The following is a 20920-nucleotide window of genomic DNA, read 5'->3' on the forward strand; positions in this document are numbered from 1 at the left end:
CAACATAAAACATGCCCCATTCAGTGTAGGGACATGCTTATACACCTGTTGTTAAAACTCCGGATAAAAATGGTAGAAACCTTTTGAAATAAGGATAATGCCGAGAATTGCTAGGACAGCAACAATGACATAATATCCCGCGCCTGCGTAGACTTTCTTACTATAAGCAGCCATTGTGTCGGGGATAGAAAGCCATAAAATGGATTTTATAAGAATTAGCCAACCCAGAATAGTAACAATTAATATGTGAGCTTCCCAAATCCAAAAGTTATGCGTGACTACCATTAGTAATCCGATAACCAAAGCACATGACGCCCCAACAACAATCGTTCCGTAATCGGCTGACAAACTCATTAAAAATCGCCGATAGAAATTTACCCTTGCTAGCAAAATTATTGCCATAATAAGCAAATAAAAACCTAAAATCTGTGCAAGCAAATATGAATGAAAAAACGAGGAAAACATAGTTCGCTCCTTAAAACTTGTCTTCGCTTATTAATAGTATAGTACTTTTCATTTTAACGCAGCTAATAATGCATACTTAGAACCAAGCTTTAGCAACTAAAGCCGTCGACACTCCTGCTGAAGTACGTTGCAAAATACTCCATTCAGCCTTACAGCGTTGCACATGTCCCAGCAAGACAGTTTGGCTATCACATTGGTAATGAATGGGTAAACCGTCATAAGTTCCACCAGCATCAATAGCCTGACATTTCTCGCCAGTTGATAACTCTAATGCCCAAGGATATGCTTCCGACATATCTAACTCAGTATTCTGACTATTGTCTACGGCAGTGGATAAATCAATTTTTACACTGGTACCAATCCAGGGTGACTGAGGGCATATAGCTTCCTTATGCGAGCCAAATTGCTTAACAAAGCAAGGATCGTAAATTTTACCAGCAGCCATACATCGCCATGCATCCTCGCGTTTAATTCGTTGTGATTGCTGCCAGCACTGACCGCTAACGACTTCATTAATAACAATGGGGGCTTGTTGAGTAGCTTCGCCAAAAGGCCGATAAAGTTTAAGTTCTGTGTCGTAAGCCAATAACTTAAATGAACTAATCAGCATAAAAGCAACGGTCATTGCCCGTAACATATTACCCCCTCATTAGATTAGGACTAACTCATCAATAGACTTCTTTATGTCGAAGTCACGCTATTTAGTGTATCATCCAATTTTATTTTTGCCTGCAACTCTATCCCTGGATAGAGTTGCAAAACAAGTTATTACAAGCTAAAAGAGAAATATTAGTTTTCCGGAGTAGATAATGACAGAAGTCTATACAATAAAACAATGTTTAGATGGCGAAATCAGCATTGATGAATTAATCACGGTTAGAGGATGGGTTAAAACACGCAGAGACTCGAAGGCCGGATTATCATTTATTAGTCTGCATGATGGTTCTTGTTTTGACCCAATACAAATAGTAGCAACGGACAAATTAGAAAATTATCACAATGAGATTTCCAAACTAACAGCAGGCTGTGCAATTAGTGCAACAGGAAAATTAGTAGCCTCTCAGGGTAAAGGGCAGTCCTTTGAAATTCAGGCTGAAGTGATTGAAGTTGTGGGTTGGGTAGAAAACCCCGATACTTATCCTATTCAACCCAAACGTCATACGCTTGAGTTCCTAAGAGATGTAGCTCACTTACGTCCACGTACTAATACTATTAGTGCTGTTACCCGAATCCGTCATTGTCTGGCCCAAGCCGTTCACCGATTTTTTCATGAGCGTGGTTATTTTTGGATTCACACACCCATTATTACCGCTAGCGATTGTGAGGGTGCGGGAGAAATGTTCCGGGTGAGCACCTTGGATCTTTTAAATTTACCCCTTACACCTCAAGGACAAGTAGATTTCTCCAAAGATTTCTTTGGCCGCGAAGCTTTCCTCACTGTTTCTGGTCAGCTAAACGTCGAAGCCTACTGTCTAGCGATGTCTAAAGTTTACACTTTTGGGCCAACTTTCAGAGCTGAAAATTCGAATACCAGTAGGCATTTGGCAGAATTCTGGATGATAGAACCTGAAATAGCCTTTGCTTCTTTAAATGATATTTGTGAACTTAGTCAGCAATTGCTTCGTTTTCTTTGTCAAACTGTTCTTGAAGAACGTGCAGATGATATGAACTTCTTTAATCAATTCGTAGCCCCAGGTTGTATCGAGCGTCTTGAGCATATTATTAAATCAAATTTTGAAATCATGACTTATACTGATGCCATTACAGCACTTGAAAAAGCTCCCCGCAAATTTGATTACCCTGTCAGTTGGGGGCTTGATTTGCAATCAGAACATGAGCGCTATTTGGCTGAAGAACTGTGCAAAAAACCAGTTATTCTCACTGATTATCCTAAAGATATTAAAGGGTTTTACATGCGACTTAATGAAGATGGTCGTACTGTGGCAGCAATGGATGTTCTTGCCCCTGGAATTGGAGAAATTATTGGCGGCAGTCAACGTGAAGAGCGATTAGACATTCTGGATCAGCGAATTGATGAGTGCAATTTAAATCGTGAGTATTATCAGTGGTATAGAGACTTACGCCGATATGGCACGGTTCCTCATGCCGGCTTTGGCCTCGGTTTTGAACGTTTAATAAGCTATGTGACCGGAGTCAACAACGTGCGTGATGTCATTCCTTTCCCACGCACGCCAGGTCATGCAGACTATTAAAACGAGGCTCTATATATTAGGCCCCGACAAATCAGAAGTCACGTTCTGAGTTTTTTTAGCCTTATCATTGCTCAGGCTTCTATCAAAAAAGCCTTGAGCACTTCTCCCCTCTTCGAAACAAGCTCGTGTCACTAATTTCTCTTGTTCTTGAACATTTTTTATCCATTTATTAACTATTTTCCTCGTCTTTGTATCCTTTGGTTCTGTATCCATTATATAAACCTCGCTTTTGCTACTATTCGATTTATGCTTTCTATTATCAAATTACTTAAGATCACAGTAAGTGATCCAGCGTATAAAGCCTACTGATTATTTATTGCAAAAGATAGTCCCTTGGTTAAAATTTTGAACTCTAAAAATAATTACTAATCATTTAATTTTGTAGCTACCAATTAACGATAGAAAGAGGGGTAATATTGAGCAATCTCATGACTACTGAGGAATACCATAGGGAGGATTTTTGGAAATAATTCAGAGCTTATTAATGCGAAATAAAAGGATGCCAATTAATTAATTGGCATCCTTAAAATTTTAATGCCAATTGTGACGTTGAAAATCTTTTACAGCTTTTTCGGCTTGTTCTCTTGAGTAGCCATAATGTTTTTGGAGTTTACCAAAGATTTCTTCTTGATTACCTTGCAATTCCCTCAAGTCATCGTCAGTCAGCCAACCCCAAAATTTTTTCATTTTGCCTTTAGTTTCTTCCCATTTACCTTCAAAAATATCCTTATTCATAGCGTCTCCTTAATAAAGTAAATTAGAGAATCGACTACAACACCATAAACTGAAGTAGTCGGAATTTAAGGATAGTAGACCAAAATAAATTATGCAAAACAGCTTAATAAATCTTTAATCCGATAACAAGCCATCTTGGATGGTCAATATTTTGTCCATTTTACCTGCCAATTGCCTATCATGGGTGACAATTACCAGCGCTGTATTTAAACTTTCATTTAAACCCAACATAAGTTCAAAAACCTTTTGGGCTGTAGCATGATCTAAATTACCTGTAGGCTCATCGGCTAAAACACATTGTGGTTGGTGCACCAAGGCTCTGGCAATGGCAACTCGTTGCCTTTCTCCACCGGACAATTGCGAGGGTTTGTGTTGTAACCTATTCCCAAGACCCACTTGCTCTAAAATTTTCTCAGCTTGCAACTGCGCCTCTTCAATAGACTTTGCACCTAGCAAAAGAGGCATGCAGACATTTTCCAAAGCAGTAAATTCTGGCAATAAATGATGAAATTGATAAACAAAGCCTAATTGCCGGTTACGTAACTGACAACGCTGCTTTTCAGAAAGGCTTTGCCACTCCGTATTGTCTATCAATACCGTTCCCGCTGTAGGACGATCCAATCCCCCTAATAAATGCAGAAGAGTACTTTTGCCTGAGCCTGAAGGGCCTACAATAGCAATTCGCTCACCAGGTTGAATCGTAAGATTAATACCTTTTAACACTTCGACCGAGTTAGTACCATCATGGTAAGACTTGCTTAGATTTTGACAAGTTAAAATCACATTACTCATAGTGTAAAGCCTCCGCGATGACGGTTCTTGAAGCTCGCCATGCTGGGTATATTGTTGCAAGAAAACTCATCAATAAAGCCATACCACAGACCTGCCACAAATCGCTGCACAAAATTTTAGAGGGTAAATAATCCACGAAATAGATATTTGAGGATAAAATTTGTGTATCAAACAAGGTTTGCAATTTATTAACGATAGCCGTTGCATTGGAGGCTAACAACAAACCACCAATAAGGCCAAATAGCGTACCAATGACACCCACCATCATTCCTTGCACAATGAATATCCAAAGAATTTTACCCGGTGTTGCACCAATGGTTCTTAAAATAGCAATTTCAGCTTGCTTGTCGTTAACAACCATAACTAAAGACGAAACTAAATTAAAAGCAGCTACAGCGATGATTAACAATAAAATAAGAAACATCATAGTTTTTTCCATTTTTACAGCTTGGAAAAAAGCCCCAAATTGCTGTGTCCAATTTCCTACCTCATACTCTTCACCTAATTTTGCCGCGAGTTGATCAGACATCGCAGGTGCTTTATAAATATTTGCTATTTTCATCTTAAGCCCCGTAACGTCGCTACCTAACTGCATCAACTTTTGTGCATCCACCAAGTTAATAAAAGCCAGCTTCGTATCAAAATTAAATCCAGCCCCAGCTGAAAATACGCCTACGACGGTAAAGCGCTTAAAGCGAGGAATCATGCCCGCAGGGGTAACCGTTGCCTGAGGAATCATAATAGTTACTTTATCCCCTATTAATACACCCAAGCTGTCTGCAAGATTACGCCCAAGAATAATGCCAAAATTCTTAAGGTCAGATAAATCACCGGCTAGCATTTTTTCTTTAAGATGAGTCACTGTTTGTTCTTGCACAGGATCTACTCCTGTTAGCACAATAGGTAAGACCTGTCCCTCACTCGTTAGTAAGCCTTGTCCTCCAACATAGGGAGCAATAGCTTTCACGCCAGGTGTTGCTTTAAGTTTACTTTCAAGTTTTGGCCAGTCGCTAATTTTTCCATTCCTGCCACTAACCGTAATTTCCGGCGCCATGCCAAAAAAGCGTTTATGAATTTCCTCATCAAAACCATTCATGACTGAAAGAACAGTAATTAATACCATGACGCCTAATCCGATTCCTAGCATGGAGCTTAGTGAGATAAAAGAAACAAAATGATTTCTTTTTTTGGCGCGGGTATAGCGTAACCCAATAAATAATGCCAGCGGCTTGAACATAAGTGGTCTAATTTTGTTAAAAGACTATTGTAGTTAAATTTAGCCCTGTAAGATATAGCTATTCCTACGAACGCTAAATTCTATTCCCCATCAATCATCAGATAATACACAGAGTTATCCACAGATTCTGTGGATAGGAGCATTTCAGGATATATCCTATTCAAATACAACTTGATACTATTTTTTTTGTACGTGCGACAAGGATATGATTTTGGTATTATTTCTTCCTTCATTTTTTGCCTTATAAAGTGCCTTGTCAGCCAGTTCAATTGCTTGCTCAACAGGTATATCAGCCTCAATTGAAGTGATACCAAAAGATACAGTAATTTTGATTAATTCTTTTTTAGCAGGGATTTGCATCGTAGCAATTCCCACACGTAGCCGCTCTACTATTTCAAAAGCAAGGTCTGTATTTGCATTTTGGAAGCAAATTAAAAACTCTTCACCACCAATGCGAAAAAATTTATCATAAGGTCGTATATTCTCCATTATAAAGCGAGAAATTGTAGTTAATACAATGTCACCTGCCGCATGACCATATAGATCATTAATCGCTTTAAAGTGATCCAGATCTGCCATAGCAATACTGCATAACTGAACCTTTCGTTTCACTAATGCTTGTTGTTCTCGTAACATGGGCAACATATTAATGCGACTAATTGCACCAGTGAGAGCATCATGATTATAAAGCAAATCACCTAACTCTCTCTGCAGTACTGCTAATTCAAGTCTCACTCTCTCCAAGGAATTAGCAAAAGCATCATAATCATAAGGAGTTATTGGGCTGTTGGTAGTTATTGAAAGTAGCAACTTCGCGGCTAACTGGTGCATTTTTTCATGCTCTACACCCAGTGCAACAAATCCTGGATTTCCTTTCAACTTGTCAGGGGCCATTTCGTAATACCATTGACCAAACAGACACTCACGATGAGGATGAGCTCTTACATCATGCTTGTTAGGCGACAACCTACAAATCAAAGAGCGAATAACTGAAGTGTACCATTGCTGATGAGTATAATTGGCTTGCTCTAGCTGAGATAAAATGTCTTGTATTTCCTCACGACTAAAAGATTCCATTTGCATCTTATTTCACCCAAATAAAATAGACAATTTACTATAAATCGAAATGAATTGTGTGGATAGATAAATATCCATATCTAATAATTTTATTTTTTTTACTCAAATTTCCAAATTATTCTTGACAGAAAGTCGGTACTGTTAGAATTTCTTTATAAAAGATAGGGTTAAGGGGATTTAGGTTGGACAATGCTGCAAAATTTGAAAAATTTAATAACCTCTCTCCTCTTATAATCAGTAATGGTGCCCTTGAAGGATTAAAATGGTTGGCCGTTATATCAATGACCATCGATCATTTTAACCGTTTTTTTTTCAATGCTGATGTTTATGCTGCTTATTGCGCTGGTAGATTGGCCATGCCATTATTTGCCTTTATCTTTGCCTACAATCTTGCGCGACCAGAAACCTTAGCTCGCGGTATTTATTTTCGGGTTTTTAAACGATTAATTCTTTTTGGCATCCTGGCAACTCCTGCCTACATAGCCATGCGCCACTTACAGCATTTATGGCCACTGAACATTATGTTTATGCTTTTTATCGCCGCAGCTTTATTTTTTTTATATGAGAAAGGTAGAAACCTCAATATTACACTCGCCGTTTTTTTATTTTTTATTGGAGGAGCCTTTGTTGAATACAATTGGGTTGGGATAATTTTTTGTATAACCTGTTGGTTTTATTGCAGAAATCCTTCTATTTTAGCCTTGGTTTCTTGTTTTGTTTCTTATGTCTTCATTGATTATTTAAATGGTAACCATTGGGCTCTAGCCAGCCTACCGTTGATTTTTATTGCAACCAAAATCGAATTGTCTATTCCCCGCATTCCCTATTTTTTTTATATCTATTACCCAGCGCATCTTACCCTATTCTGGCTAGGAAGTAACATATTCTAAAGACTTACCAAAATACTTTCGCACTGATCGATTATACTCATATTAACGCTTGAGGAATTATCCCCATTCACTCATGGGAAGGGGCTGGGATGAAGAGATTATCTTTCAAAAAATCCAAGCTTGGCTCCATTGGAGTTGAACTTGAGCTTCAACTGATTGACCCCAAAACTTTTTATTTGATTTCACGCGCAAAAGATCTTATTCGCAGTATCAGCGAAAGTGCTTATCAAGAAATTATCAAACCTGAAATCACGCAAAGCATGATCGAAATTAATTCCTCCATTCATTACTCTGCGGCGGATCTTTTAGATGAACTCTCTCGTCTTACATCTTTTTTATTGGAGCAAGCAAACCAATTAGATGTTGCAATTTGTGGTGGTGGAACTCATCCTTATTTAAAATGGTCGCGACAAAAAATATTTCCCACCCCTCGTTATAAAAAAATTTCAAGCAAATTTCGTTATTTATCAAAGCGATCAACCGTTTTTGGACAACACATTCATTTCGGCTGTAATAATACCGAGGATGCACTCTATCTCACCCATGCATTTGCTAGGTACATTCCCCATTTTATTGCCATTTCAGCCTCGTCTCCATTTTACCAAGGAGCTGATACAGGGTACGCCTCTTCGCGATCCAACGTCTTTAATTCTTTTCCACAAAGTGGACATATCCCCTATTTGCTCAATTGGAGCGAATTCTCCGAGTATTATCACAAAATGCGCACATTGGGGATCATCATCAGCATGAAAGACTTTTATTGGGACATTCGTCCTAAGCCTGAATATGGAACCGTCGAAATTAGAGTTTGTGATACGCCGTTAACTATTCAAAAAGCTGTTCATATTGCGGCCTATATCCAGGCATTAGCCCTTTATCTACTTGAAGAAAAACCATTTTCTATTAACAAAGACCTGTATTATCTTTACACTCATAATCGCTTTCAAGCCAGTCGGTATGGATTGGAGGGTATTTTTATTAATCCTTTTACTTATAAACAAACATCCATTACTGAAGATATCCTTATCACCATGCAAAACATAGCCCCTTATGTTTTCAGACTAGGAAGCTCAAATTATATTGAACAGTTAAAGACAGATGTAACTAACAAAATGAATGGCACAATTTTATTGAGACAATTATTTAAAGAAATTGGCTTTCTGCCAAAAGTTGTAGGTGAACAGTGCAAAATTTGGTCTCAATCTGTTAGCTCAGGCTAATATGTAAATGCCACCCAAGATGAACTCCGCACTTGGTTGTAAGGCGACTATTCTCACCAATACTCCTATTTTTTATTTTTTTCCTACCTAATCTTAAAATTCTGTCTATAGTTATGAATAAGAAGGATTTAGCAAGGAACTCAGTGAAGAACGCTAAACCAAAAAATTTAATAATGCAAGCTTGAAGTTACTAAGCACTAAACTTCTTATAAATGGACTTTATGGAGTGATCATGCCAGTACACGAACGACGTCAACATTTCCGCATCGAAGATCAAATCTATTTTGACTACAAATTAATTGGAACCGAAGAGCTCTGTTCTGATAAATCCCTTACAGAAGATTTATTAGGACAAAGTGGACAAAAATATTTGGAAACGACACAATATTTTCAAAGCTTGGACTACGAGTTATCCGAACTTACTCAATCTTTAGCACTGCGTGAACCTTCCCTTGCGCATTATTTAAATTTGTTGAACGCCAAAATTGATCATTTGGCACGCAATCTTTTAATTGGGGATAAAATTCATTTACGCAAAGTTAATATTAGCCTTGGCGGGATGTCTTTTAAGACTAAAGAACGTATCAAAGAAAAAACCCATATGAAAATAGTTATTTACACTAAACCTAAAATGCTGCCAATTGTTGTTGATGCAGTTGTGGTTTATAGTCAATTTCATAATGAGAACCAATACCGCACTGCTGTGCAATTCGAAGAGCTGAGTACAGAACAGGAACAATTACTTTCTCAGCATATCATGCTAGCTCAAGCCAGGTGCAGAGCAGATTAACTTAAGTAGCATTGCTGATAGGATAGTATTCCCGCATAATCAGCATTTATTCTTTAGTTAAGGTTATATTATGACCAGGCAAGTTTTTTGTTACAAATTAAATCAAGATGCCGAAGGTTTGGATACCCCTCCATTTCCTGGTGCATTAGGGGAAAAGATTTTTAATCACGTTTCAAAACAAGCTTGGAAAATGTGGCTTGCGCATCAAACCATGCTTATTAATGAATATCGTCTAAGTTTGATTGATCCTAAAGCACGTGAATTTCTTAATGAAGAAATGAAAAAATATTTTTTTGGTGAGGGTTCGGAGAAACCGGCAGGCTATAGCCCTAAAGAATAAAGGACTCATCATGTTTCATGAATTGCTCGTTCTTGGCGAGGAGGTTAAGGACGCTATTCATAGGCAATTGCCTATAGTGGTATTGGAATCTACTATTATTTCTCATGGAATGCCCTTTCCACAAAATTTAGCTACTGCAACAATGGTTGAGCAGATCATTCGTGATCAAGGAGCTATTCCCGCAACAATTGCCCTTCATGAAGGAAAAATTCATGTGGGCATTGATCAAAACATTATGCAAAGTTTAGCAAGCAGTAAGGAAGTCATTAAAGCTTCGCGCCGTGATATTGCTTTTGTCCTTAGTTGTAAAAAAACAGCTAGCACTACTGTCGCTGCAACGATGTATTGTGCCTATTTGGCTGGCCTAACTCTTTTTGTGACGGGAGGTATCGGAGGTGTTCACCATTGTGTGGAGGAGAGTTTTGATATTTCCGCCGATTTAATAGAATTATCATCTACCCCCATTACCGTAATTTGCTCTGGAGCCAAATCAATCCTTGATTTGCCGAAAACTCTCGAAATGCTGGAAACTCATGGAGTCCCGGTAATTGGCTATCGTACGGATGAATTTCCAGCGTTTTACAGTCATTCCAGTGGAATTCCACTATTGCATCGCCTGGATACTGCTACAGAAATTGCCAATTTAATGTCCTATCAGTACAAATTAAAGTTAAATAATGGCATTGTTATCGCCAATCCCATCCCCAAAGAGGCTGAAATACCTGATGAAAAGATTCTACCGATCATCAAACAAGCACAGAATGAAGCAAATCATGTCAATGGCAAATCAATTACCCCTTTTTTATTGCAGCGTATCTCTGAACTTACAACAGGACAAAGTGTACAAGCGAATATTGAATTAATTAAAAATAACGCACTTCTGGGTGCTGAAATTGCTATTGCTTACCAGCAACAACAGAGCAATAGAGCAAAATAAAACCGTTAAGATTAGGAATTACCCACACACACTCTCAGCTACAATTTTTTTGCAAAAAAACAACATACGATACTTGACTCAAAAGCATTCTCGGAGTTTAATAGCAACCTCTTCGGCCAGATAGCTCAGTCGGTAGAGCAGAGGACTGAAAATCCTCGTGTCGGCAGTTCGATTCTGCCTCTGGCCACCATGAGAATCAAGGCTCATCCTCAAATCCGGGGGGCACTTCACTCATCCACCCAGCACTCTAACCCTCAACCTATAATTAGGTCTTTCCCATTTACGGGGGCACTCAATCAACAACATAATACTCTAACCCTTGTTCTATAATTTTCAAAGTTTTTAAAGCCATAAGCTCTTCGTTGAATCAATTTCATCTTTCGATGAAAGCAAAATTGAAACCGACTATTAGATGGAGTTGATTTTAATTTAAGTGTTGTAAAGACAAACATAAAAACTATCTTGGAAATTTCGGGGTAAGCCCTTGGATTTTTTCGGAATAAGAAATATAAAAGCTATTCTTTTAAGAGAGCCTTAAAGCCTCATTGAAGTAATTTGGTCGCTCTGCTCTAATAAATTCTTACATCTCTTAGTGACCATTTCTTGATATTTTTTTAAATAGGTCTTTTCTTTATCATTAATCAAAATAAGGTCAATTTCTTCTGGTAAGGCAGCAGTTAGCTTCCCAACCAAATATTTTAAACGTTTAGCCACTAATGAGCGTGGCAGCTGGCATGTATCTGAAAAATCAGCTAACTGATATGCATTGATATTATCCTCTTCAAATTCATCTCCTAATGCCATCGCCAAGTTATGCTCAAATTCAGGATACATTTTTATATTAACTAAATCATAAAATGGAGCCAGCGAAATACCATTAGGTCCAACAAAAAAACTTATATTTTTACCATGAGCGTCACAATTAAATATCAAAATGTTAAATAAAACCCAGTCGAGTATTTGTTGTTTAGTTTTTGCGGGATTGATATTTTGATTTGCAAAATCAAATAGCTTAGGCAAACTTACTCCATCTCTAATATGAGCAACATCTCTACTGTTTCCAAAATTTTGTTCATATTTATATTCAGGGGGTAAATTCAATGCCTGACAACCGTCTATTAAATGTCGTCTTTTCACTATATTAGTAGTAATCAATTTCCTATCAAAACGCTCTACCAATAAAGCAGGATGCTGACCGAAGCGTTTCATCTGGACATTGGCCACACTCAATGCACAGCGTTTAGCGAGCTGCATACTAAGGTATTCATTTAAAACTAAATAAGAGAGCTTCTGTGTTTCAAATTTAAGAATATGGGTAGAACACAAGCTACCTTCTCCAAAGCCAAAGTGCCCTTCTTCATTTAACACTACATTAATTTTATCTTGTACCCCAGCAACTGAAAGACGATGTTTTCCATCCCAAACGATTAAACTGTAGGAATCACGATTATTTAAACGACCTTCTAATTCTTCATTAGTTATTTGTCGAAAATGAGCTTGCTCAGGAATTGCTTGATTCGACGGCAATATTACTAATGAGCCTGAGATATCTAATCCTAATGCTCGAATAAGTCCAAACGTATTGGATTTACTCAAGTGAAAACTATTAACCAATACTTCCAAAGGATTTCCTTCGGGTAATAAATTTCGCAGAAATCGTTGTACATTTGATGGTGGAATATCTTCATGCAAAGGTAGATGTGGGGACAAAGCATAACCTGACTTTTTCCAGTTTTCATGATAAATCCAATACAACTGATCCTCAATAAAAGTGATATTGGCTATTTGACTTTTTCCCAGATAAACATCTAAGCCCTGCTTATCTCCAACCATTTTCATCCTCACCATTATCCACCCATGGTTTTATATATAGATTTATTCCCAAACCAGAACAAATTTGTAACACACTTGCTAATTGACAGTTCGATTGTCCATGCTCGATTTTCATAAAGGTCTCTTTGGCTACACCACATAAAGCAGCCGCATCCTCTAATCGTATATTACTTTGAGTTCGGCGTGCTTTAATCACTTTCCCTAACAATTCTGGAGTTAATGGCCGTTCAAGATTAGGGGTTTTTAATTTTTTAATTTGCTTTGCCATATAATCCTATTGGAGTAGACTTAATCTAAAAAGCTAGGCTTATTTATTTATTAATCCTATTATAGTAGGACTAATTTTAAAAACACAAGGAATGCATATTATAATCCTAACATTTTAGGATTATTAATAATGATATTTTCAATTTCCTTCCTCAAGAATTTCGCAATGCTTCTTACTAAGTAGTTGTTGCGGCTCTAAATACTTATCGCGTTTAGCTAACCATAAGGGCGTTAGGTTCTGCGGTTGGTTTTCAAGGCCATTAGCGTCCCTCTTTGATATTTCATTGCAGGGGTCTATAACCAGGTAAATTTAGGATAATATCTTTTCTCGGCACTTTAATCCTCTTTTGATTGCGGAATCAAAAAGTTAGATTATTATGATCCGATTAAAGTGCCCCTATATTTGGCGGAGAGCCACAATGGACTCCATCCATCGACATGGAAAATAGTGCAAACCTCTAGCCGTAAACTCCTTTGAGCTCGTTGAATAGTCCTCTTGGAGCATTGAATTGATCATAAAATCTTAAGTTTCCTCAACTATAATTCGATCTAAATTGATCAATTTGGTCTGATTATGAAATTTCCGAATTCTATTGTCCCTCGTTCGAATAAGGATGTCGCTCATCTTGCTAATCAATATGCAAGAGAGTTCATAATAGAAGGTAGTACCCAACTTATTAATAATACTTATCCCATTGATAAGAAAAAAAATCTTAGTCATGCAGTAAACGATATAAGGAAAAAATCTCAGGAAGCTGCAAGCTCATGGCTGGAGTTTGACTATTATATTTACGAATTTTACCAATCTATTGAATGCAGTAAAACGTATTCCATTGGGAATTGTAATGAGCTTGCTGAATTGGCTTTAGATTATATTGCTCATTATGCGCCTCATGTCGATGCTGAAGTGTTTCAATTACTAGGTGGAAATCACGTGATCCTTGTAGTTGGCAGACTAAAAGGCAGCGATCCGCGAAAACCAGAAACATGGGGTAAGGATGCTTATATTTGTGATCCTTGGTCTAATGATGTTTACCCTGCTTCAGGATACCTGTTTCGAACTAAAAATTACTATCAGGAGTATGACAAAGATTCAGATACATATACTAATCATGTAGAAGCTTTTAATCCATCCAAACACACTTTTAGCCCCATTAGAAATTATAATACTGACTACGTCAGAAAATATAACACTGAAGAACACCTTATTGGGGTTTATGATCTTTTTCAAAAAAAACAGGGAATGATTGTTGCAGCAGCAGTGAATTTAGAAAAAGCTCTTATAAAGATAAGCAATAAGTTAGAAAAAAAGTATGGTATAAGTAATGAAAAATACCTGCTTATCCAGAGTAAAATAAACCAGTTACGGAGTGCCACCGAACAACTCACTCACGATTTTGCCAAACCTATTGACCAAACCAATAATTATTTTGAAATAGTATCTCAATTAGATAAAACTCTGCGACAATCAATTGAAACCTATATTAAAGCAGCAGAAATAACCAAGGAAGAAGCAATTACTTTAGCCCAACCTGTTAAAAAAACAGGGCGACATTCCCATGGATTTTTTCATTCAAATTACGATGTAGTATCAAAAATTAATGATGCTTTGGAAGAGTCTAGTGATATGTTAAAAAGTGTTACCGTTAAGAAATAACTCTTCTTAGCCAATAATTTACGAGTCTATCTTACCGGGATAACCACTTTGGTTAACGCTAATAGACCATTACAATTTCCATATCGGTTTAATACATTAAGATGCCCCATATTTAGCAATTTCGCCTTCGCTAAAAAACACATTTAGTGATATAGATCTTTCTTTATATTTTAGAACAATACTATAGCTCTTAATGTTCCTGCTGCAGTACGATTTAAGTCTGTGCTTTGGCCTGGTTTAGGAATATAAGAAAGAGCAGGTTCCAGATAAATATTCGAGATTAACTTCATCTGATAGTATACTTGCCACATTAGTTCGGTATGGCGATTCGTCATTTTTTGATTCAACCAGGAAAGGGAGAAGCCTGCACCAATGGAATCGGAATCGCGATTGGCAATGAGCCCAAATGTAGTTAAGCCTGCGCCAACAGATTGCTTCATGGGCAAAACACTGGAGTTATTCACACCATATTGATAAAAAGCCGAAACCCCACTGATGTCATATCCAGGATGACGATACCACAAACGCTGAGAACCGAATAAATACGCTCCCGTTGCACTCGATTCCGCCAGCTTATTTTGTTGAATAAGTCCTGTTTGCTGCCATAGTCCGACTCCTATAGTACCTGGCATTCGGTTTTCTCCCAAAAGCCAAACACCCCCGGTTTCTCCCACTTGAAAATAATTTCCGTTAAAAGTTGGCCCTGTTAAGCCTGTTTGTGTACCATTCGCTAAATTTCCATCATAAATCCCATAAGATAAATACCAATGTTTGACGGGAGCATAGGTAGCTGTGATGCCATAGGCAGAATTGGTATAACCAGGCATAACGCCAATAGCCGCTGGATTAATAAAAACCGGAACATAAATTAAACTCGTCACAGCAGGAATGTTGGGGTCGCCTCGACTGAGCTGAACAGGTTTAATCACATTATTAAAGTCCAGCGTGGTAATTGTTTTTCCAATACGAATGAAAAGATTATCATTGAAAAAAGCTTGTCTATACCAGAGGGCATAAAGTTCCGAACGATTGTAGGGAGGCACATCGGGCAAAGAGTTATATCCTTGTATAACACCAGCTTGACCATTAGTATTTTGCGCATTCTGTTGAAGAAATTGGGCACTAAAAAGCCCTCCTTTCCAACCATTGAGACGTTGCATGTCAATGGTTAAATCAACAAGCCCCACGCTATTTGAAGTCCATTTTTTTGCCGCAGGAACCCCGCCTGAAAGCAAGCTATTGGTATCACCTATCCATGCACCTTGTATTTCAATGCCATGATTGTCCTGTATGCCTAATTTTTTTTCTATGAAACCTTGCAGAACTCCTGAGCCAGTGGTTACGTTAACTGCAGCAGGGTTTGAGCTGATACTTTTCGTTACCACCGCATCTATAGTCTCCATCGATGTTGGTAGCTTTGCTGTCAAACTCGGCGAGGTTGCATGCAAATTAAAAATACACAATAGAGACAGCAATACCGGGGTAATGTGATGTACTAGAAATACGCATTCTCGATATAAAACTCAACGACTTTGGCTATAATTTCTTAAGCCCAACCCAAGGTATTTTATCGGAATTTACCAAACCGAGAATCAAATACTTTAAATACGATAAGAAAAATAACACGACCGAATTCACAAAAGGCATTTGCTTACATCTGAAACCCTTCCCAGGCGTAATAGCGGTAGCTCCCCCACTTGACTGGCCAGACGGTTGGCCAGTCAACCTGCAGACGCAAATGGGGCAGCCTGTATCCGGACAATTTAATTCGGTTCCCCCCGGGCCGTTTGGCGGTAATTTGGATGAACCTAGTCTGCAAGCAGGTTCTGTCCTTTACCTTCCCGTCTTTCAAAAAGGAGCCTTAGTCTGGACTGGAGATTCGCATGCGATGCAAAGCAACGGTGAAATTGATGTCACTGCCTTAGAGACTTCCTATCAAGGAATTACCCTGCAATTTATCGTAAGAAAAGACTTGAAAGCGGAGGGCGTTTTTGACAAAACGAAACGTAAGGGTGGGCATTTGTTTACTTGGCCAATTATCGAAAACGCTACCGAGTGGATTGTAGTCGGATTACATGAAGACCTCTTTGAAGCAATGCAAATGGCTGCCAAAAATGCCATTGATTTTTTAGTACGTACCCAAGGACTATCAGCTGAAGAAAGCTATCAATTCTTAAGTATGGTAGGTGATTTCGAAATTGCCGAGGCTGTTAATGTCATTAAAAGCGTCACGGTGCATATCCCAAAAAAATCGTTCAAAGGACCAGGTAAAACTGCATCACTTTGCTCTGGAGGTATCTTTTCATTAAAAGCCCCAACGATAAACTCAGATGCGCCCTGCACTCCTCAAGAAGGAATAACTGTTGAATAACAATTGGATGATAGGGTGAAAAATTTCATAGCATGCTTACTTATACTATTACTATTCTCAGCAACAGGATTTGCTGAGAATATCGTCCTTGATAACGAGACAACGTACCCCCTTAAACATCAAAAATCAAAGATTGCAATTCAATGGGCAGTTACCACTAAAGACATGCAAGAAGCCAATAAGGCCTTAATTTATGGAGTACAGTTGGACCAGAATTCAATACAAATGATTTCAAAAACAGGGGAGCTCACGTTAAGCGTACCTAAAAATGCTGGACACTTCAGAGTACTAGTCTGGTCAAAAGACACACAAAATCCAGATTTGCTTACTAACTGGGTCGACGTTACCCCTGGTAAAATCTATAAGTTAAAAAAAGATCAACTTGTTCCGACCGTTCTCATGTCAGGCGCTGGATGCTAGACGGGTAGCTCGGTCGTAGGCATCTAGGCTATGCGTCCAAAACAGTCATTTTATTTAAGTTTTAACTCATAATCCTCAGGTTTTAATTTCAACAAAATAGCATCATAGAGATAAGGGAATTTCAGTAAAATTAAAGTCGCTAATATAACCAGAGTCGTTACTGACCAGGAAAAATAGCCAAACAACAATGCCACCAATACAAACCCTATTAGCACAATAATTATTAGTTTGCTAATAACAAGACAAGTAAAACGTAAATGTAACATGATAAGAAAAAAGAACCGCTTCATTGCTTTCATCGCTCCAATATTGAATAGAACTGGCAACTCTTTAGCTGAAACAATAAATCATGGCAATTTTCCATATCGGTTCAGTGCATAATGCCCCATATTTTTAGCAATTTCGCCTTCAGCAAAAAAGACTTTTCCGGTAATTTCCTTTTGTAACAATTCCGCTTCCTCCTCATTATGAGTGCGTACAATCATCTCTATTGCTGGATTAACTTTTTGCGCACATTGAATCATTTTTCTTACATGGACAGCATCTGGTACGGCAATCATAAGCATACCGGCACGAGCGATATGACCTTGAATAAGCACAGCAGGCTCAGATGCATCGCCATAAACAGCAGGAATGCCAGAAGCTCGTAAACGTTCAATGACTTCTCTATTTTCATCAACGACTACATAAGGAATCGCTTTTTCAGAAAGTAACTGAGCGATACGTTTCCCTACCCGACCATAGCCTACTAGAACAACTTGCTCACTAAGATACTCTTCCTTAGTTGTCATAGGTAACTCTGATAAAGGATCGTCCGAACGCTCAAAAATCTCGAATTTAGGACGAGATTTCACCCAGGCATGAATAGGTTTGATAAGCCTAAATATCAGAGGATTAATGGCTATCGATATCAGTGCACCGGCTAGAATAAAGCTTCGCCCCTCCATTGGCAGCATACCCAAGCGTATCCCTAGCTCAGCAAGAATGAAAGAAAACTCACCAATTTGAGCCAAGCTCGCTGAGACTATCAATGCTGATTGCAGTGGATAGCGAAAAGCAAGGACTAGCACAAAGGCTGCAATTGATTTTCCAATAACGATAATGCCTACAACAGTTAAAACTTGTAACGGTTGTTCAACAAGGACAAAGGGATTAAACAACATACCAACTGAAACAAAAAACAATACAGCAAAGGCATCTCTAAGCGGTAAAGACTCTTCCGCTGCACGATGGCTTAATGAGGACTCTCGCATAATCATACCAGCAAAAAAAGCTCCCAGGGCAAAAGAAACGCCGAATAATTTGGCAGCAATATAAGCAATGCTAATTGCTGCGGTAATCACACATAAAGTAAATAATTCTCGCGAACCAGTTCGAGCAACATGCCAGAGCAGTTTGGGAAAATAACGACGTCCTACCAGAAACATCAGCGCAATAAAAGCTGATACTTTTACAAGAGTAAGGCCTAGAACAAGCCATAGTGGCTTTTGTATGTGGACTGATGAATTATCACCAAGCCAGTGGGATAATGGTGGAAGCAATACAAGTACAATTACCATAGCCAGGTCTTCAACCAATAGCCAGCCCACAGCAATATGACCATTAATTGACTCTAATGCTCCTCTCTCTTCAAGCGCTCTCAATAATACAACTGTACTGGCTACAGACAGAGAAAGGCCAAAAATTAATGCATTACCATAATTCCAACCCCACATAATTGCCACACAACCTCCAAGGATTGTTGCGACAACCATTTGAACAATCGCGCCAGGGATTGCAATCTTACGAACTCTCATTAAATCTGACAAAGAAAAATGCAACCCCACTCCAAACATCAGTAACATAACCCCAATTTCTGCAAGCTCCTGAGCAATCTCAACATCTCCCGTCACCCCCGGAGTAAAAGGCCCCATAGCAACACCAGCTAGTAAATAACCTACTAGTGCTGGAAGCTTAAGGCGTACCGCAATAAATCCCATGATTAGCGCTAAAGCAAATCCCATAGCAATAGTGGTAATCAGGGGAAGGGTATGGTGCATTTATCTATTTCCTTATTAATTCATCATCCTCAAGGGCTATTGATTGGAAGAAAAAATAGTCAAAATCAAGCTACAATTATCTAATAAGCAAATTTACTTTAAATATCAACCAAATGAAACATTACAATCAATTTGGCTCAGGGAGGAGAACAAATGAAGCAATTTCAAAATATCCTATTTGTGAGCAATGGAGTCCGAGAGGAAAATGATGCCCTGCAGGATGCTATAAGTTTGGCTCATGACAATAAATCTGTGCTAGATATTTTGATAATATGTCCTCCGTTTGAACATCATCTTAATGAGTATAAAAATTCGTATGAGACTTTTCTTTTAGAAAAAATGCAGCACGCAATTGAAATGGCAAAAAAATCTTTGTCCCTTCATCAGAAAAAACCAGCTATTAAATTAGAGATAGAATGGGGTAACACGCCAGAAACTCGTATTATTCAGCGAGTACTTCGTCATTCTTATGATCTTGTTATTAAAGCGGCGGAAAACAGCGATAGTACGAAAGGTTTTAAAGCTTTAGATATGGCCTTGTTACGCAAGTGCCCATGTCCTTTATTTCTCCATCGTCCAATAAGTTCTGGCAAAACCATTAATATAGCCGTTGCTATCGACCCCAAAGATGAAGAAGCTGCTGGCCATGATCTTGCCCTTAAGCTTCTCAAATTATCTCATGCCCTTTCAACACACTACAAAGGGCGTTTAAATGTTATTTCCTGTTGGGATTTTATTTTGGAGCGCTACCTGCGTCATAGTGCATTTGTCGATATTACTTCAAAAGAATTAGATGAAATGGTCTTACGTGAAAGCGGGTTACATTACCATGCGCTACAAACATTAATTCATGAAGCGAACATAACGGATAAACCGTCAATATACCATTTAAAAGGCAATCCCACTGAACTCATTCCCGCTACCCTCAGTGAGCAAAAAATCGATGTTTTAGTGATGGGAACAGTCGCACGAACAGGAATATCGGGCTTTATCATTGGTAATACCGCGGAAAATATTTTACAAAAAATCAATTGCTCACTATGGGCACTTAAACCTGCCGGTTTTGTATCACCTGTAAAGGCCTATTAAAATCGAGTGGGATTGACCACCTCACTTGCTAATCACCACACTACAAAATACAATCACGCGAGGGTTTTATTTAATAGAGAGACGCTGATTATGCCTCATTTAATATTAGAGTGTAGCGACAATGTTGCATCAGCAGTCGATTTTAACCCCTTATTTAAAACACTGCATCAGTTATTGGCTGATAAATTGCCAACACAAATAACGAGTTGTAAAAGTAGAATAGCAGTCTATGACAAGTATTTTATTGGCAATGATTTTGATAATGGCTCATTTGTTCATTTAACAATTAAAATCCTTCCTGGCCGAACTAATGAACTGAAAAGCAAGCTGGCTCAACAAATACTGGACATCTTAAGCGCTATTATTTGCAGATGTAATTTTAGCAAAACTGCAATGTCTGTAGAAATCCTGGATTTAAGTTCCCAGTATTTCAAAAAATAATCAAATCCCCTACTATCACTCTAACAATAAAAATACCCAAATTCCTCTTCATCTTTCCTTAATACAGGAGTGCCATACTTAATAGATAACTAAGCCATGTTTGTAAA

At 38.2% G+C, this 20920-nt stretch carries 22 protein-coding genes, 1 tRNA gene and 2 pseudogenes; 12 read left to right on the forward strand and 13 right to left on the reverse strand.

All coding sequences use genetic code 11. The features are described 5' to 3' along the window. Positions 1-51 precede the first annotated feature (51 nt). Positions 52-465, reverse strand: a complete 414-nt coding sequence (locus Lbru_RS10115) for a hypothetical protein (RefSeq protein WP_058442014.1) — start codon at positions 463-465, stop codon at positions 52-54. A gap of 76 nt (positions 466-541) precedes the next feature. Then, the gene (locus tag Lbru_RS10120) at positions 542-1102 is read right to left on the reverse strand and encodes a hypothetical protein (RefSeq protein ID WP_058442015.1); all 561 of its coding nucleotides are present in this window, start codon (positions 1100-1102) and stop codon (positions 542-544) included. 172 nt (positions 1103-1274) lie between these two features. On the opposite strand from Lbru_RS10120, the gene asnS reads away from it, so the two are divergent. Beyond that, complete coding sequence (asnS, locus tag Lbru_RS10125) at positions 1275-2678, forward strand: asparagine--tRNA ligase (protein WP_058442016.1); 1404 nt, start codon at positions 1275-1277, stop codon at positions 2676-2678. 9 nt (positions 2679-2687) lie between these two features. Here asnS and Lbru_RS10130 read toward each other — a convergent pair whose 3' ends face one another. The 5 genes from Lbru_RS10130 to Lbru_RS16610 all read right to left on the reverse strand — a co-directional run bounded on the left by Lbru_RS10130 (position 2688) and on the right by Lbru_RS16610 (position 6525). Further along, positions 2688-2891, reverse strand: coding sequence for a hypothetical protein (locus Lbru_RS10130; RefSeq protein ID WP_058442017.1), 204 nt, complete (start codon positions 2889-2891; stop codon positions 2688-2690). Positions 2892-3209: 318 nt separating this feature from the next. Beyond that, complete coding sequence (locus tag Lbru_RS10135; RefSeq protein ID WP_058442018.1) at positions 3210-3413, reverse strand: CsbD family protein; 204 nt, start codon at positions 3411-3413, stop codon at positions 3210-3212. Positions 3414-3527: 114 nt separating this feature from the next. Further along, a complete protein-coding gene (lolD, locus tag Lbru_RS10140) occupies positions 3528-4205 on the reverse strand; it encodes a lipoprotein-releasing ABC transporter ATP-binding protein LolD (RefSeq protein ID WP_058442019.1) in 678 nt (225 codons plus the stop codon). Then, positions 4198-5442 (reverse strand): lipoprotein-releasing ABC transporter permease subunit, encoded by a 1245-nt coding sequence (locus Lbru_RS10145; RefSeq protein WP_058442020.1) that lies wholly within the window; start codon positions 5440-5442, stop codon positions 4198-4200. The genes lolD and Lbru_RS10145 overlap by 8 nt, the downstream gene beginning before the upstream one ends. A 177-nt stretch (positions 5443-5619) precedes the next feature. Continuing rightward, a complete protein-coding gene (locus Lbru_RS16610; RefSeq protein WP_083500893.1) occupies positions 5620-6525 on the reverse strand; it encodes a diguanylate cyclase in 906 nt (301 codons plus the stop codon). A 176-nt stretch (positions 6526-6701) separates the two neighbouring features. Between Lbru_RS16610 and Lbru_RS10155 the strand changes: the two genes are divergently transcribed. The 6 genes from Lbru_RS10155 to Lbru_RS10180 all read left to right on the forward strand — a co-directional run bounded on the left by Lbru_RS10155 (position 6702) and on the right by Lbru_RS10180 (position 10886). Further along, positions 6702-7409: a TraX family protein gene (locus tag Lbru_RS10155; RefSeq protein ID WP_058442021.1), complete on the forward strand. Its 708-nt coding sequence runs from the start codon at positions 6702-6704 to the stop codon at positions 7407-7409. A gap of 89 nt (positions 7410-7498) precedes the next feature. Continuing rightward, positions 7499-8629 (forward strand): YbdK family carboxylate-amine ligase, encoded by a 1131-nt coding sequence (locus Lbru_RS10160; RefSeq protein WP_058442022.1) that lies wholly within the window; start codon positions 7499-7501, stop codon positions 8627-8629. A gap of 232 nt (positions 8630-8861) precedes the next feature. After that, complete coding sequence (locus Lbru_RS10165; RefSeq protein WP_058442023.1) at positions 8862-9419, forward strand: PilZ domain-containing protein; 558 nt, start codon at positions 8862-8864, stop codon at positions 9417-9419. 70 nt (positions 9420-9489) lie between these two features. After that, entirely contained in the window at positions 9490-9759 is a 270-nt protein-coding gene (locus tag Lbru_RS10170; protein ID WP_058442024.1) for an oxidative damage protection protein, read from the forward strand. A gap of 10 nt (positions 9760-9769) precedes the next feature. Beyond that, positions 9770-10696, forward strand: coding sequence for a pseudouridine-5'-phosphate glycosidase (locus Lbru_RS10175; protein WP_058442025.1), 927 nt, complete (start codon positions 9770-9772; stop codon positions 10694-10696). Between the two features lie 114 nt (positions 10697-10810). Then, positions 10811-10886, forward strand: a tRNA-Phe gene (locus Lbru_RS10180). A 106-nt stretch (positions 10887-10992) separates the two neighbouring features. Here the strand turns inward: Lbru_RS10180 and Lbru_RS17215 are convergent. The 3 genes and pseudogenes from Lbru_RS17215 to Lbru_RS10190 form a co-directional block, all read right to left on the reverse strand. Then, positions 10993-11085, reverse strand: a pseudogene (locus tag Lbru_RS17215) (transposase); the annotation flags it as partial. A 145-nt stretch (positions 11086-11230) separates the two neighbouring features. Continuing rightward, entirely contained in the window at positions 11231-12529 is a 1299-nt protein-coding gene (locus tag Lbru_RS10185; RefSeq protein ID WP_193786920.1) for a HipA domain-containing protein, read from the reverse strand. Beyond that, positions 12516-12797, reverse strand: a complete 282-nt coding sequence (locus Lbru_RS10190) for a helix-turn-helix domain-containing protein (protein WP_058442027.1) — start codon at positions 12795-12797, stop codon at positions 12516-12518. The genes Lbru_RS10185 and Lbru_RS10190 overlap by 14 nt, the downstream gene beginning before the upstream one ends. A gap of 573 nt (positions 12798-13370) precedes the next feature. On the opposite strand from Lbru_RS10190, the gene Lbru_RS10195 reads away from it, so the two are divergent. Next, positions 13371-14453, forward strand: coding sequence for a hypothetical protein (locus Lbru_RS10195; protein WP_058442028.1), 1083 nt, complete (start codon positions 13371-13373; stop codon positions 14451-14453). A gap of 170 nt (positions 14454-14623) precedes the next feature. Here Lbru_RS10195 and Lbru_RS10200 read toward each other — a convergent pair whose 3' ends face one another. Continuing rightward, a complete protein-coding gene (locus tag Lbru_RS10200) occupies positions 14624-15838 on the reverse strand; it encodes a carbohydrate porin (RefSeq protein ID WP_238583865.1) in 1215 nt (404 codons plus the stop codon). A 104-nt stretch (positions 15839-15942) separates the two neighbouring features. Here Lbru_RS10200 and Lbru_RS10205 point away from each other — a divergent pair. Together Lbru_RS10205 and Lbru_RS10210 are read left to right on the forward strand one after the other, a co-directional pair. Beyond that, positions 15943-16824 (forward strand): annotated as a pseudogene (locus tag Lbru_RS10205) (acetamidase/formamidase family protein); the annotation flags it as partial. Positions 16825-16839: 15 nt separating this feature from the next. Next, the gene (locus Lbru_RS10210) at positions 16840-17244 is read left to right on the forward strand and encodes a hypothetical protein (protein ID WP_065235455.1); all 405 of its coding nucleotides are present in this window, start codon (positions 16840-16842) and stop codon (positions 17242-17244) included. A 50-nt stretch (positions 17245-17294) separates the two neighbouring features. On the opposite strand, the gene Lbru_RS10215 is transcribed toward Lbru_RS10210, so the two are convergent. Then, positions 17295-17534, reverse strand: a complete 240-nt coding sequence (locus Lbru_RS10215; protein ID WP_131793485.1) for a hypothetical protein — start codon at positions 17532-17534, stop codon at positions 17295-17297. Between the two features lie 57 nt (positions 17535-17591). Continuing rightward, complete coding sequence (locus Lbru_RS10220) at positions 17592-19283, reverse strand: cation:proton antiporter domain-containing protein (RefSeq protein WP_058442030.1); 1692 nt, start codon at positions 19281-19283, stop codon at positions 17592-17594. Positions 19284-19436: 153 nt separating this feature from the next. On the opposite strand from Lbru_RS10220, the gene Lbru_RS10225 reads away from it, so the two are divergent. Further along, on the forward strand, positions 19437-20372 hold the full coding sequence (locus Lbru_RS10225) for a universal stress protein (protein ID WP_058442031.1): 936 nt from the start codon (positions 19437-19439) through the stop codon (positions 20370-20372). Between the two features lie 90 nt (positions 20373-20462). After that, positions 20463-20813, forward strand: coding sequence for a 5-carboxymethyl-2-hydroxymuconate Delta-isomerase (locus Lbru_RS10230; RefSeq protein ID WP_058442032.1), 351 nt, complete (start codon positions 20463-20465; stop codon positions 20811-20813). The last annotated feature ends 107 nt before the right edge of the window (positions 20814-20920 follow it).

The organism is Legionella brunensis (assembly GCF_001467025.1).
In the GTDB taxonomy this organism is placed as follows: domain Bacteria; phylum Pseudomonadota; class Gammaproteobacteria; order Legionellales; family Legionellaceae; genus Tatlockia; species Tatlockia brunensis.

Excerpts from the sequence above, each read along its gene's own strand:
- Lbru_RS10115 (WP_058442014.1), bottom strand. The coding sequence starts at position 465 with ATGTTTTCCTCGTTTTTTCATTCATATTTGCTTGCACAGATTTTAGGT.
- Lbru_RS10120 (WP_058442015.1), bottom strand. The coding sequence starts at position 1,102 with ATGTTACGGGCAATGACCGTTGCTTTTATGCTGATTAGTTCATTTAAG.
- asnS (WP_058442016.1), top strand. The coding sequence starts at position 1,275 with ATGACAGAAGTCTATACAATAAAACAATGTTTAGATGGCGAAATCAGC.
- Lbru_RS10130 (WP_058442017.1), bottom strand. The coding sequence starts at position 2,891 with ATGGATACAGAACCAAAGGATACAAAGACGAGGAAAATAGTTAATAAA.
- Lbru_RS10135 (WP_058442018.1), bottom strand. The coding sequence starts at position 3,413 with ATGAATAAGGATATTTTTGAAGGTAAATGGGAAGAAACTAAAGGCAAA.
- lolD (WP_058442019.1), bottom strand. The coding sequence starts at position 4,205 with ATGAGTAATGTGATTTTAACTTGTCAAAATCTAAGCAAGTCTTACCAT.
- Lbru_RS10145 (WP_058442020.1), bottom strand. The coding sequence starts at position 5,442 with ATGTTCAAGCCGCTGGCATTATTTATTGGGTTACGCTATACCCGCGCC.
- Lbru_RS16610 (WP_083500893.1), bottom strand. The coding sequence starts at position 6,525 with ATGCAAATGGAATCTTTTAGTCGTGAGGAAATACAAGACATTTTATCT.
- Lbru_RS10160 (WP_058442022.1), top strand. The coding sequence starts at position 7,499 with ATGAAGAGATTATCTTTCAAAAAATCCAAGCTTGGCTCCATTGGAGTT.
- Lbru_RS10165 (WP_058442023.1), top strand. The coding sequence starts at position 8,862 with ATGCCAGTACACGAACGACGTCAACATTTCCGCATCGAAGATCAAATC.
- Lbru_RS10170 (WP_058442024.1), top strand. The coding sequence starts at position 9,490 with ATGACCAGGCAAGTTTTTTGTTACAAATTAAATCAAGATGCCGAAGGT.
- Lbru_RS10175 (WP_058442025.1), top strand. The coding sequence starts at position 9,770 with ATGTTTCATGAATTGCTCGTTCTTGGCGAGGAGGTTAAGGACGCTATT.
- Lbru_RS10185 (WP_193786920.1), bottom strand. The coding sequence starts at position 12,529 with ATGGTTGGAGATAAGCAGGGCTTAGATGTTTATCTGGGAAAAAGTCAA.
- Lbru_RS10190 (WP_058442027.1), bottom strand. The coding sequence starts at position 12,797 with ATGGCAAAGCAAATTAAAAAATTAAAAACCCCTAATCTTGAACGGCCA.
- Lbru_RS10195 (WP_058442028.1), top strand. The coding sequence starts at position 13,371 with ATGAAATTTCCGAATTCTATTGTCCCTCGTTCGAATAAGGATGTCGCT.
- Lbru_RS10215 (WP_131793485.1), bottom strand. The coding sequence starts at position 17,534 with ATGAAGCGGTTCTTTTTTCTTATCATGTTACATTTACGTTTTACTTGT.
- Lbru_RS10220 (WP_058442030.1), bottom strand. The coding sequence starts at position 19,283 with ATGCACCATACCCTTCCCCTGATTACCACTATTGCTATGGGATTTGCT.
- Lbru_RS10225 (WP_058442031.1), top strand. The coding sequence starts at position 19,437 with ATGAAGCAATTTCAAAATATCCTATTTGTGAGCAATGGAGTCCGAGAG.
- Lbru_RS10230 (WP_058442032.1), top strand. The coding sequence starts at position 20,463 with ATGCCTCATTTAATATTAGAGTGTAGCGACAATGTTGCATCAGCAGTC.